14 protein-coding genes are annotated in these 12,950 nt (G+C 47.9%); 9 read left to right on the top strand and 5 right to left on the bottom strand.

All coding sequences use genetic code 11. From position 1 onward, the window contains the following. Position 1: 1 nt before the first annotated feature. The 5 genes from BFP76_RS10195 to BFP76_RS10175 all read right to left on the bottom strand — a co-directional run bounded on the left by BFP76_RS10195 (position 2) and on the right by BFP76_RS10175 (position 5,137). Complete coding sequence (locus BFP76_RS10195) at positions 2–1,369, bottom strand: glutamine synthetase family protein (RefSeq protein WP_099593325.1); 1,368 nt, start codon at positions 1,367–1,369, stop codon at positions 2–4. A 52-nt stretch (positions 1,370–1,421) separates the two neighbouring features. Further along, positions 1,422–2,456, bottom strand: a complete 1,035-nt coding sequence (locus BFP76_RS10190) for a TRAP transporter substrate-binding protein (RefSeq protein WP_099593323.1) — start codon at positions 2,454–2,456, stop codon at positions 1,422–1,424. Positions 2,457–2,520: 64 nt separating this feature from the next. Continuing rightward, positions 2,521–3,843 carry a TRAP transporter large permease gene (locus tag BFP76_RS10185; RefSeq protein WP_099593321.1) on the bottom strand — a complete coding sequence of 441 codons (1,323 nt, stop codon included), beginning with the start codon at positions 3,841–3,843 and terminating at the stop codon, positions 2,521–2,523. Next, complete coding sequence (locus tag BFP76_RS10180; protein ID WP_205661406.1) at positions 3,843–4,349, bottom strand: TRAP transporter small permease subunit; 507 nt, start codon at positions 4,347–4,349, stop codon at positions 3,843–3,845. The genes BFP76_RS10185 and BFP76_RS10180 overlap by 1 nt, the downstream gene beginning before the upstream one ends. Beyond that, positions 4,346–5,137 (bottom strand): N-formylglutamate amidohydrolase, encoded by a 792-nt coding sequence (locus BFP76_RS10175; protein ID WP_099593320.1) that lies wholly within the window; start codon positions 5,135–5,137, stop codon positions 4,346–4,348. The genes BFP76_RS10180 and BFP76_RS10175 overlap by 4 nt, the downstream gene beginning before the upstream one ends. 128 nt (positions 5,138–5,265) lie before the next feature. Between BFP76_RS10175 and BFP76_RS10170 the strand changes: the two genes are divergently transcribed. The 9 genes from BFP76_RS10170 (at position 5,266) to BFP76_RS10130 (ending at position 12,923) form a co-directional block, all read left to right on the top strand. Next, entirely contained in the window at positions 5,266–6,132 is an 867-nt protein-coding gene (locus BFP76_RS10170) for a MurR/RpiR family transcriptional regulator (RefSeq protein ID WP_099593318.1), read from the top strand. 63 nt (positions 6,133–6,195) lie between these two features. Next, positions 6,196–6,738: a sigma-70 family RNA polymerase sigma factor gene (locus BFP76_RS10165; RefSeq protein ID WP_099593316.1), complete on the top strand. Its 543-nt coding sequence runs from the start codon at positions 6,196–6,198 to the stop codon at positions 6,736–6,738. Continuing rightward, positions 6,735–7,430: an anti-sigma factor gene (locus BFP76_RS10160; RefSeq protein WP_099593314.1), complete on the top strand. Its 696-nt coding sequence runs from the start codon at positions 6,735–6,737 to the stop codon at positions 7,428–7,430. The genes BFP76_RS10165 and BFP76_RS10160 overlap by 4 nt, the downstream gene beginning before the upstream one ends. Before the next feature lie 98 nt (positions 7,431–7,528). Beyond that, on the top strand, positions 7,529–8,080 hold the full coding sequence (locus BFP76_RS10155) for a fasciclin domain-containing protein (RefSeq protein ID WP_099593313.1): 552 nt from the start codon (positions 7,529–7,531) through the stop codon (positions 8,078–8,080). 153 nt (positions 8,081–8,233) lie between these two features. Continuing rightward, positions 8,234–8,788: a fasciclin domain-containing protein gene (locus tag BFP76_RS10150; protein WP_099593311.1), complete on the top strand. Its 555-nt coding sequence runs from the start codon at positions 8,234–8,236 to the stop codon at positions 8,786–8,788. A gap of 141 nt (positions 8,789–8,929) precedes the next feature. Then, on the top strand, positions 8,930–11,173 hold the full coding sequence (locus tag BFP76_RS10145) for a heavy metal translocating P-type ATPase (RefSeq protein WP_276307908.1): 2,244 nt from the start codon (positions 8,930–8,932) through the stop codon (positions 11,171–11,173). Between the two features lies 1 nt (position 11,174). After that, positions 11,175–11,564: a Cu(I)-responsive transcriptional regulator gene (gene cueR / locus BFP76_RS10140; RefSeq protein ID WP_099593308.1), complete on the top strand. Its 390-nt coding sequence runs from the start codon at positions 11,175–11,177 to the stop codon at positions 11,562–11,564. Between the two features lie 3 nt (positions 11,565–11,567). Continuing rightward, on the top strand, positions 11,568–11,978 hold the full coding sequence (locus BFP76_RS10135; protein WP_099593307.1) for a c-type cytochrome: 411 nt from the start codon (positions 11,568–11,570) through the stop codon (positions 11,976–11,978). A 51-nt stretch (positions 11,979–12,029) separates the two neighbouring features. After that, entirely contained in the window at positions 12,030–12,923 is an 894-nt protein-coding gene (locus BFP76_RS10130) for a LysR family transcriptional regulator (RefSeq protein ID WP_099593305.1), read from the top strand. The last annotated feature ends 27 nt before the right edge of the window (positions 12,924–12,950 follow it).

Below are 12,950 nucleotides of genomic sequence, written 5' to 3'. Positions count from 1 at the left end.
TTTAGGCTCTTTCAAATCCGCGTTTGATTTCATAATCAGTGACGACGCGGTCAAATTCTTCTTGTTCCCATGTCGCGGCGCGGGTGTAGTGGTCAATCACATCATCCCCCATCGCAGCGCGTAGCATTTTTGAATTGCGCAACAAATCCGTCGCATCACGCAAACTGTGTGGGATATGTGTGGTGTTTTGATCTTCGTAAACATCACCTGCGGTCGGCGCGGCCAGTTCAAGTTTATCTTCCAACCCTTTGATCCCTGCTGCCAGTTGTGCAGCAATTGCCAAATACGGATTTAAATCGGACCCACCAATGCGGCATTCAACACGTACACCTTTGGTTTTTGCACCGCACAGGCGGAAACCAGCGGTGCGGTTGTCTATCGACCACACGGTTTTGGTCGGTGCGAATGTGCCCTTTGCAAACCGTTTATAGCTGTTCACATAGGGGGCGAGGAAATAAGTGTAATCCGGCGCATATTTGATCAGACCCGCCATATAATGGCGCATTGTATCAGTCATGCCCAAATCGTCGTTTTCATCGTAAAACGCGCTGTCACCATCCAATGTCCACAATGATTGATGCACATGTGATGAACTGCCCACGCGTTCGTGGTGCCATTTTGGCAAGAAACTTACGGCATGCCCCTGTTGCCATGCGATTTCTTTGGTCGCGTGTTTTGCGATGGAATGATAATCGGCATTGTCCATTGCAGGGGCATAACGGATGTTCAATTCCTCTTGCCCTGCTTCGGCCTCGCCTTTGGTGTTTTCGATCGGCAATCCCGCCTCGAACAACAAGTTGCGCAAGGGGCGCATCACGTGCTCTTCTTTCGTGGTTTGCAGGATATGATAATCTTCGTTGTATGCGCTGATTGGTGCAAGGTCTTGGAAATTGCCCTTGCGGATTTCATCAAAGCTTTTCTCGAAAAGGAAAAATTCCAATTCGGTTGCGGTTTGCGCAACATAGCCAAGCTCGGCCAGTCGTGCGATTTGGCGTTTTAAAATTGCGCGTGGTGAATGTGGCACATCCTTATGCGTGATGTGATCCAGCACATCACATAAAACCATTGCCGTGCCTTCCAGCCAAGGAACAATGCGCAATGTGGACATATCGGGTTTCATGACATAATCGCCATATCCCGTTTGCCAGCTGGTGGAGGCATAACCATCTGGCGTTGCCATTTCCAAATCTGTTGCCAACAGGTAGTTACAGCAATGGGTTTCTTCCCATGAATGATCAATGAAGTTTTGCGCATGGAACCGTTTGCCCATCAAGCGCCCTTGCATATCAACCAAACACACCAAAACCGTATCAATCGATCCATTCAGAACCATCGGTTTTAGCGTTTCTAAACTCATGTTACCTGACATGATAACTCCTGTTGTCTGTGAATGGGCGCGCGTTGCCACGCGCCCAGTAGTATTAGCCGTAACGATACGGGCGGCCAGCTTTGACCATATCCGCGTTATACTGCTTGAATATATTCACAACCTTGGCCTTGGTTTCGGATTCAGCTGCGATTTCATCCCAGAATTTAAGCGCGGCATTTTCAACCGTTGCCCATTCTTCGTCTGGAATTGTGGTTAGTTGCATTTTCGGGCCGTTGACGCGCAATGCGGCTTCGCCACCCCAATACCACCATTGGCGATAATAATGCGAACTGTCCATTGCCAATTTTAGCAATTCTTTCAAGTGATCTGGCAGCTCTTGATAACGATCCATATTGGCAAAGAATGACCCCGCCCAAGCACCCGAAATGTTGTTGGTCAGGAAGTAATTCGTAACATCCGCCCAGCCCACTGTGTAATCTTCGGTGATGCCAGACCATGCGATGCCATCAAGTTCACCCGTTTGCACGGCGACTTCGATGTCTTCCCATGGTAATGTCACTGGAACCACGCCAAATTGGGTTAAGAAACGACCAGCGGTTGGGAATGTGAATACACGTTTACCTTTCAAATCCTCAAGCGAATTAATTGGATCTTTGGTGGCGAAATGGCATGGATCCCAAGAACCCGCGGACAGGTGTTTTACACCAACCTTTGAATATTCTTCGTCCCAGATTTCATTCAAACCATATTGGTTGAACAACACGGGCACATCCAATGAATAGCGGCTTGCAAATGGGAAGTATCCGCCAAACACGGTGACTTCTGTTGGGGATGCCATGCTGTCGTCATCTGATTGCACCGCATCAATTGTACCTTTTTGCATTGCGCGGAACAATTCGCCCGTGGGGACCAATTGATCGGCAAAGTACAGCTCGATTTCCATTTCATCGCCTGCAACCTTGTTAAAGGCATCAATGGCAGGTTTCACCACATGTTCGGCCAATGCAGGCCCTGCATATGTTTGCAAACGCCATGTGATTTTCGATTGCGCGATTGCAGGTGCGGCAAGGCTTGCGCCCACGGCTCCTGCACCGGCACTGGTGATAAACTTACGTCTTGTTGTCATCTTCACTCTCCTATTTTGGTTGTTATGCCCAAAGGGCGGTGATGCTCGTTGCGAGTTCTTATTGTTATTTCCCGTAAACATATTCTGGCAGCCACAACGCGATTTGTGGGAACAGCATAATCAGTGTCAGTGCCAAAACCATAATCATCACAAACGGCAGGATGGACCCGTAAATATCACGCAGCGTGATTTCCTTGGGTGCCATTGCACGCATTAAAAACAAGTTATAGCCAAAGGGCGGTGTCATATATGCGATCTGTGTGGTGATGGTATAGAGAACGCCGTACCAAACCAAATCAAATCCGAGCGCCTGAACCAATGGCACGTATAATGGGGCAACAATCACCAGCATTGCCGTGTCGTCCAAAAACGTGCCCATCAACAAGAATGACAGCTGCATCAGCACCAAAATCATCCACGGCTCCAGCCCCAATTGTTGTGTAAACAGATTGTCAATTGCACGCACAGCACCCAGCCCATCAAACACTGCACCAAACCCAAGTGCGGCCAGAATGATCCACATGAACATACATGAAATTGCGAGCGTTTGGCGCACCGATGTTTCAAACACCGCCTTTGTCATGCGCCCCTTTAATACGGCGGCGGCAAATGCGGTCATGGCGCCAATGGCGGAGCTTTCGACCAATGATGTCCAACCGTTTACAAACGGCACCATCATCGCGGCAAAGATCACCAGTGGCAATAATCCAGCACGTAACAAGCGTAGCTTTTCTGCGGTTGAAACTGTGCGTTCTTCGGGTGGTAAAACGGGGCCAAGGCTTGGGTTAATTTTACAGCGCACGGCGATGTAAATAATGAACATCGTTGCCATCATCAAACCGGGGATGACACCCGCAAGCCACAGCTGCCCCACAGGTTGGCGTGCGATCATGGCATAAAGAACCAGCACAACAGATGGCGGCACAAGGATACCAAGCGAAGATCCCGCCTGTATCACCCCTGTGACCATACGTTTATCATATCCGCGTTTTAATAATTCCGGCAGCGCAATCGTGGCCCCAATCGCCATACCCGCAACTGACAGACCGTTCATAGCAGATACCAAAACCATCAAACCGATGGTGCCAATGGCAAGCCCACCATTGATCGGCCCCATCCAGACGTGAAACATTTTATAAAGATCATCGGCGATCTTACTTTCAGACAGGACATAGCCCATGAAAATAAACATCGGCAGTGTTAACAATGGATACCATTTCATCAGCTTCATCGCCGATGAAAACGGAATATCAGACCCACCCGTGCCCCATAATGTCACGGCGGCAATTGCGCCCACGGCGCCAATCGCACCAAACACACGCTGACCTGTAAACAGCATCAGCATCATTGATGAAAACATCACAATGGCAATCATTTCGTGCGACATTACAAAGCCACCCCTTTAATCTTGAAGATGTCTTTGATCAGCTCTGATATCGCTTGCAGCAACATCAGGAATATTCCGATACACATGGTTACTTTGATCGGCCATAAGTATGGGCGCCAGGCCGTTGGGCTGCGTTCATTATACTGAAGCGAATATGCCGTGCTGTCCCACGCACCGTAAAGCATGATCCCCAAATACGTGATCAGGAAAAACACGGTGATGCAATCAATCTGTGCTTTGCGCCGATCCGACCATTCGCCGTAAAACAGATCCATGCGCACATTTGATCCCATTTGAATGGAATACGGCCCGCCAAGGATATAATAGGCCACCATGCAAAATTGTGCGACCTCTAGCGTCCAGAGTGATGGGAGGAAAAATGTTTTTGATATGGATGACCAGAGCAGTACGCCAACCATAACGAAAATGCCGTACATAACCACGCGACCAATACGATAGTTGATCGTATCCACGATTTTCACAAAGCGCCGTGCAAGGTTAATCATGCCGATACCTCGTTCAAATCAATGCCAAGGCTCTTAAATGTTTTGCGCAACTGTTGCGCCAAATAAATTCCCATTTTCATCTCATCATCGGGTGTGGCAATCAAATCATTGCGCACCTCTATCATTGCGTTTTGCAATCCATTTTTTGTGCCGTGCAGATTGAGCGTATGCGCAACCCCATCTTCACGAGAATACGGTTCGTTAATTTCGCAAACAAAAGAACCATCGCCCTGCAATTCAGTTACACATGCACTGGCAAGCGTTGGGTCATCATCGTGAATGACACCAATTTCAACATGCCGTGGTTCATCGAAATATGTGGGGGTAAAGCTGTGAATGGTGATCACAATCCCCTGCCCGCCTTTTTGGGCGATGATATCGGCAAGTGTGTTCGTAAATGGAACATAAACCGCATTGGTACGTGCATCTCGTTCTGCCGGCGTAATATTTGCATTTGCTGGAACAATGATTTTTTCGCTTTTGGCGGGCATTGCGCTTGCGGCCTCTGGTGGGCGATTGCAATCGTAGATAAGACGCGAAACCGTGCCATATACCCCAACTGCATCAAATTCATTCACCAAACAGCGCAACACGCCAAGTGCACCGGGATCATAGGCCGCGTGAGATATTTTATCGGCGGCGTTCAAACCCAGTTCATGATACATATTTGGGATATTATTGCTGGCATGTTCACAGACAAACACAATCGGTGATGCACCATTTGCATTTACAACCGCAACTGGATGCATTGCATCTTCGTGCGAATGATCGTGTTGCCGTTGACCCAACTTGATTCCCCTGTCCCGTGTTTTGAAAAATTCTGTTCAGTCTTGCGTCACCTGTCAAATCATTTCTGTAAATTTCTCTTCAAAAAGAAAAACAATGTCGATATATGTTCAATATGGAGACTGCATTCATGGCATCGAACAATATTTCAGATCGGCTTACACTTCATTTTGATAGCCTCACACGCGCCGAGCGACAGTTGGCCAATGTTGTGATGGAAAACTATCCCGTGTCTGGTTTGGGTTCGATCACCGAATTGGCGGAAAAAGCAGACGTATCCACCCCATCCGTTGCGCGTTTGGTGCAAAAACTGGGCTTCAAAGGATTTCCAGAGTTTCAGGCACAATTACGTAAAGAGCTGGCCGCAAAAATATCGGGACCCATCGAAAAACATGATCGCTGGGCCGAAAATGCGCCCGATACACATATTTTAAACCGCTTTACCGATGCTGTGATGACAAACATCCGCAAATCATATCATCAAATTGATACGCAAGTGTTTGATCGCACATGTGAATTATTGGCCGATCAAAATCGATCTGTTTATGTTGTTGGTGGGCGTATTACCCATGCTTTGGCCGATTACTTTTTCCTCCATATGCAGGTTATTCGCCCCGATGTGACCCATATCCAATCCATTTCAAATGCTTGGCCGCATTATTTATTGGATGTGAAACAAGGCGATGTGATCGTGGTTTTTGATGTGCGGCGCTATGAAAACAGCACGCTCAAGCTGATTGAAATGGCCGCCGCCAAAGGGGCCGAGGTGGTTTTGATCACCGATCAATGGATTTCACCAATCAGTAAATTCACAAATTTGGTTTTTGCGGCACGTATCTCTGTGCCATCGGCGTGGGATTCATCCATTGTTAACATGTTGATTTTGGAAACGATTATCGCACGTGTCCAAGAAATTATCTGGCCAGATACCCGTGAACGTATGGAACAATTGGAATCTATGTTTGATGAAACCAAATTCTTTCGTAAATTCACCTAAACCATTGCTTGTATTTATTATTCAGTCGATTATTGTCACGGGAAATATCCACATAAGGCCGTAATGACCACTGTATCTGACATCGAAAACATGATTGCGCGCGTCGGAATTGGCGATCGCAATGCATTTTCTGCACTTTATGATGCAACATCGGCGAAACTTTTTGGTGTTTGCTTACGTATCTTAAATAATCGGGCTGATGCAGAGGAAGCATTGCAAGAGGTTTTTGTCAGGATCTGGCAAAAGGCAAGCAGCTATTCCGCAAATGGATATAGCCCGATGACATGGTTGATAACCCTGGCGCGGAACCTTGCGATTGATAAATTACGCGCAAGAAAAGCACCAACAACAGATATCGACGATGTGCCCGATTTGCGCGATCAAGGCCCCACACCAGAGGCGGCAGCGATTGCATCATCAGAACGTGCACAAATCGATACATGTCTGAATGAGCTGGACGATGGTCATGCAGATGCCGTGCGCGGCGCCTATTTGAACGGAGACAGTTACCAAGAGTTGGCGGATCGTTTTGATGTGCCAATAAATACAATGCGAACATGGCTACGCCGTAGCCTTTTGAAACTGAAAGAATGTTTGAGTAGATGAGTGGTTCAACAGACATAGATAAGGACGATTTCGCGCTCGCTGGCGAATATGCCCTGCATCTGTTGGATGCCAAGGAACGCGCCGCCTTTGAACAACGCTTGTTAAACGAACCAGCGCTGCGTGCCGCTTTGCGCGAATGGGACGAAGATTTCGCAACAATGGCGAATGAATTCGAACCCGTGTCGCCCCCCGATCACCTTAAGGCCAAGATCGAATTGGATATGTTTGCCGCCAATACACCGTCCCACGGTGTGAGTGCCCATTTCTGGAGCCTGCGCCGATTTATTGCCTCTGCTGTTGCGGTTGCTGCATTGGTGATGATTGGTTTTTACAGCTACAACTTGAACAGATTTTCACCAACCCAAGTGGCCGATATGATCACAGCGGATGAAAGTTTGTTCATTCATGCCGGATACCAAGACGGCGACGATGAATTACATTTCATTCGCCACAAAGGCACCACAGGCGAAGGGCGATCATTGGAATTGTGGCTGATCCCTGCGGGTGAAACCGTTGCGGTGTCATTGGGTGTGATCCCAGAACAGGAACGCGGTGTTATGCCATTGGCGGCTGAACATGCAGCGGCGATCAAAGGTGGCACATTGGCAATCAGTGATGAACCATTTGGTGGTTCACCAACGGGTCAAGCAACTGGCCCTGTATTGGTTGTGACACCCATCACAGACCTGTGATTAGAAAACTTAGCTTTTTCTGAAACTATTCTGAACACTCTGCGTGGTTCCTTTGTAGCCTGACATAACGTCGGGCAGCTAACAAAGGAAACACCCTCATGACGTTTACAAAATCTATTCTAACTGCTGCTGCACTGACACTGACATCCACTGCTGTATTTGCCGAAAACCCAATGGTTGGCGGCGCGGCCATGTACGAAGATAAAAACATCGTTGAAAATGCGGTAAATTCCAAAGACCACACAACATTGGTGGCTGCGGTACAGGCCGCTGGCCTGGTTGAAACATTGCAATCAGAAGGTCCATTCACAATTTTCGCACCTGTGAACGCGGCATTTGATGCATTGCCAGATGGCACAGTTGAAACGTTGTTGAAACCAGAAAACAAAGAAACACTTACAACCATTTTGACCTGTCATGCCGTTGGCAAAGCTGTGATGGCCGACGCATTGCAAGGAATGATCAAGGATGATGGCGGTAAGCACCCTGTTCCAACATTGGGCGGTTGCACACTGCAAGCATCATATGAAGATGGCAAAATGATCCTTGAAGATGAAAACGGCACAAAGGCGACCGTAACAATCGCTGATGTGAAACAGTCAAACGGTGTGATCCATGTAATTGATGCGGTGTTAACACCGAAAATGTAATCATTACACACCGTGATGGCCCGTCAAGGAAACTTGGCGGGCCTTTTTTATGCGATTTCAAAAAAAATCACCCGGTGTTGAAACTTTTTCCAATGTCTTCCCGTGGATACTTCATAGCTGCCAATCAGGGCGGCACCCAATAGGAGAGAAATTATGAAAACCACACGTATTATCGCCGCATTCGCTGCATCAACGATTTTGTCAACAGCTGCTGTATTTGCAGAAAACCCAATGGTGGGTGGCGCGCCAATGTTTGAGGACAAGAACATTGTTGAAAACGCAGTTAATTCAAAAGACCACACAACATTGGTGGCCGCAGTACAAGCCGCAGGTTTGGTTGATACATTGCAATCAGACGGCCCATTTACCGTATTCGCACCCGTAAATGATGCATTTGCCGCCCTGCCCGCTGGTACGGTTGAAACATTGTTGAAACCAGAAAACAAAGACACATTGACCAAGGTTTTAACATCACATGTTGTTGCTGGTGATTGGTCGGCCGCGGATATCGTTGCCGCTGCACGCAAAAGCCCAGATGGCTTTTTCCACTTTAAAGCGGTTTCAGGCGACGCATTGTCAGCCCAAGTCAAAGGTAGCAACGTTTACATTTATGACGAAAGCGGCAACGCAAGCCGCGTAACCATCGCCGATGTGAACCAATCAAATGGTGTTATTCATGTGATCAACAAGGTGCTGTTGCCAAAATAAGGTAAAGAGTGATCACATTTGAACGCCGCCCATAATATGTGGGCGGCGTTTTTCGTTCTCAAATTTGTGAACATATATTCGCTTGACCTTCCATTAACTGGAAGGATTAAGTCAGGGCTATACGCTTCAAAGGTTATGGCCATGACACAGACAATCGAGCTTCAAATAACAGGCATGTCTTGCGCATCTTGCGTGGGGCGCGTGGAAAAGGCGCTTCAAAATACCAATGGCGTTTCAAGTGCGGCTGTGAATTTGGTCACTGAATCTGCCAATGTTACCTTTGATGAAACCCTTACAAATAATGCCACACTTGCGAAAATCGTAACGGTTTTGGGATACCCTGCGTCGATTAAATCTGAACACAAACCAATCGACAAAACATCAGAGACAAAAACGCTGGCAACACAAACCGCGATTGCCGCCGCCTTGGCGTTGCCAGTTTTTGTAATGGAAATGGGTGGCCATATATTCCCAAGCCTCCATCATTATTTAAACGCTTTGGTTGGTGAGCCCATGTTACGTCTTGTGCAGTTTGCCCTGACGACATTGATCCTGTTCGGGCCAGGGTTGCGATTTTTCACCAAGGGTATTCCTGCCCTATTGCGCGGTGCACCTGATATGAATGCGTTGGTCGCATTGGGTACAGGCGCGGCATATGCATTTTCAACCATCGCAACATTTGCGCCGCAAATGTTGCCCAGCAATTCCAACAACGTCTATTTTGAATCAGCGGCAGTTATTGTGGTTCTGATCCTGTTTGGGCGATGGTTAGAGGCACGCGCCAAAGGGCAAACAGGTGCCGCCATTCGCGCATTAATCGCCCTATCGCCAAAAATGGCCAGTGTTGAACGGGGTGGTAAAATCATTGATTTGCCGATTGCCGAAATTCAATTGGATGACATTATCCACGCCAAACCAGGTGAAAAAATCGCAACCGATGGCGTTGTGATCGAAGGACAATCATTCGTGAACGAAGCAATGATCACTGGCGAACCTACACCCGTTAAAAAATATGCAGATCAACAAGTTATTGGTGGCACTATCAATGAAAATGGTGCGTTTTCATATCGCGCAACGGCGGTGGGCGATGATACAATGTTGTCTCAGATCATTAAAATGGTGGAACAGGCACAGGGCGCCAAGCTCCCAATTCAAGAAATCGTTAATCGCGTAACCACATGGTTTGTTCCGATGGTTTTGGCAATTGCGGTGATCACGGTTGGTATTTGGTTTTTCTTTGGGCCTGCGCCATCAATTGGCAATGCGTTGGTTGCGGGTGTTGCGGTGTTAATCATCGCCTGCCCCTGTGCAATGGGTTTGGCCACGCCAACGTCAATTATGGTGGGTACTGGTCGTGCTGCGCAGATGGGTGTGTTATTTCGCCAAGGCAGCGCGTTACAATCGCTGCAACAGGTTGACGTTATCGCATTTGACAAAACCGGCACGCTCACCGTTGGTTCACCCACCCTTACGGATATTCACGTGGTGAATGGATTTTCAGAGCCAGAGGTTTTGTCATATGTCGCAAGTGTGGAATCCGCATCAGAACACCCCATCGCGCGCGCCATTGTGAAACATGCAAATGAACATGATATCCCCATTCATAAAACCACAAATTTCCAAGCGATCACGGGCATGGGTATTTCAGGTGACGTTGATAACCACACTGTATTGATCGGTGCCGCGCGATTGATAGATCATCATGGCATCAAAACAAACTCTATGCACAGTGATGCAAATTCGCTGGCAATGGATGGGAAAACGCCAATCTATGTGGCCATTGATGGTCAATTGGCCGCCATCATCGCGGTATCTGATCCCATCAAACCCAACAGCAAAAAAACGATAGAAATTTTGCATGACATGGGCATTCAAACCGCAATGATTACGGGGGATCATCAAACCACAGCGTATGCGATTGCCAAAAACCTTGGTATTGATCATGTGGTGGCAGAGGTCTTGCCCGATGGCAAGGTTGACGCATTGCAATCCTTGCGCGGGAAAGATGATCAAATCGCCTTTGTTGGTGATGGGATCAACGATGCCCCTGCACTTGCCGCTGCAGACATCGGAATCGCCATTGGCACAGGCACAGATGTTGCGATTGAATCAGGTGATGTGGTGTTGATGAACGGCAATTTGATGGGTGTGATAAATGCGATAGAGATCAGCAAGAACACCATTCGCAACATTCATCAAAACCTGTTTTGGGCGTTTGGGTACAATATCCTGCTAATCCCTGTGGCGGCGGGGCTTCTATATCCCGCTTTTGGGATTTTGCTGTCGCCTATCTTGGCTGCAGGTGCGATGGCGCTATCAAGCATATTTGTTCTAACGAACGCGCTTCGCCTGCGTTTCATCAAAACACAAACAATCGAGGCCTGATATGAACATTGGACAAGCGGCGGATCACACGGGTTTGCCAGAAAAAACCATTCGCTATTACGAAGACATCGGGTTGGTCACGCCAAATCGCGCGGCAAATGGATACCGTGTGTTTGGTGAAAACGCGCTACATCAGCTTCATTTCTTGGCCAAGGCACGCGGTTTGGGTTTTTCAATCGAAGATTGTCGCAACCTGCTCGCACTTTATGACGATACCGCACGTTCCAGTTCGGATGTAAAAGCAATCGCAAAGGCGCATGTGGCAACGATTGATCAAAAGATTAGCGAACTTTCGGCGATGCGTGACACGCTTTCGCATTTGATGAAACATTGTGCGGGCGATAACCGACCCGATTGCCCGATCTTGAACGAACTTTCACAAGGAAAATAACAGATGCGTATGATTATCACAGTAACGGGAATTGTCTTTGCGGTGTTGATTGCGGTTTTGATGCTTACAAACCAACCGCCCCAAAATGCACCAGACCAGCAACAAACAGCACAAATGCAAATCCCAACCCTGACAGGTGCGGCCGTGATGGGCAAAACTTTCTTTGATGCAAAATGTGCGCTATGTCATGGCGCAAATGCAAGTGGTACAGAAAACGGTCCACCGCTTGTGCATATCATTTACGAACCAAACCACCACGGCGATGAATCGTTTTTGCGCGCCGCCAGCCAAGGTGTGCGCGCACATCATTGGCAATTTGGCGATATGCCTCCGGTAGAGGGCATCACGCAGGGCGAGGTGAAACAAATCATCGCCTATGTTCGAAGCCTGCAACGTGCGAATGGCATTTATTAACCGATCACAGTTTAAATTGAAGTTGAAACAAGTATTCCTTATGCATTGCATATGGATATTACACTGATCAAAACCTTTCTTGAGGTCGCCGCCACAGGTTCGTTTGTTTCCGCATCGGATCATTTATTCGTCACGCAATCCGCCGTGAGCCTGCGTATTCAACGCCTAGAGGATTCATTGGGACAGCCGCTGTTCACCCGATCAAAGGCTGGTGCGGAACTTACCTCCGCCGGGAAAGAATTCGAAAACTATGCGCTTAGCCTGATTAAAATCTGGGAAGAAGCACGCCAACAAATTGCCATCCCCGAAGGTTTCACCAGAAGCCTGACCATTGGTGCGCAATATTCGTTGTGGCCACGCCTTGGGTTTCGTTGGGTGGATGATATGCAAAAACGCATGCCCGAATTAACTATCCGTGGCGAAGTGGGCATGCCCGATCGTCTGACCCGATTTATCATCGAAGGCGTTATTCAGGCCGCATTGGTTTACACGCCCCAAACACGCCCTGGGTTAACCGTGGAACCTGTGTTGGATGATGATCTAGTGCTTGTGGCATCTTGGAAAAATCCAACGCTTCCACTTGATGGGCAATATGTGTTTGTGGATTGGGGCCCGGAATTTATTCATGCGCATAACGCCGCCCTGCCCAACTTGCATCATAATGGTTTAACGTTCGCATTGGGGGCAATGGCACTGGATTACATTATTCATCGTCGCGCAGCGGCCTATTTACCCGCACGATCCGTAAAACGCCATTTGGATGCAGGGCGATTGCATCTGGTTCCACATGCGCCAACCTTCCCCTATCCGATCTGGAGCGTATGGCGCGATGATGCAGATGCGGATGTTGTGGCCATTGCAAAGTCAAGTTTACGTGACATGGCCGATGGTATCGACCATGCCCAAGACGATATTTTGCAGAATCTAGCTGATTTAAGCCGATAAAATCGCAGAATATACTTGGGTTTACTT

It is taken from the genome of Paramylibacter kogurei, assembly GCF_002742285.1.
In the GTDB taxonomy this organism is placed as follows: Bacteria; Pseudomonadota; Alphaproteobacteria; order Rhodobacterales; family Rhodobacteraceae; genus Amylibacter; species Amylibacter kogurei.
Note: the sequence above shows the minus strand (reverse complement) of the source record. Positions and strands in the feature narration are given on the sequence as shown.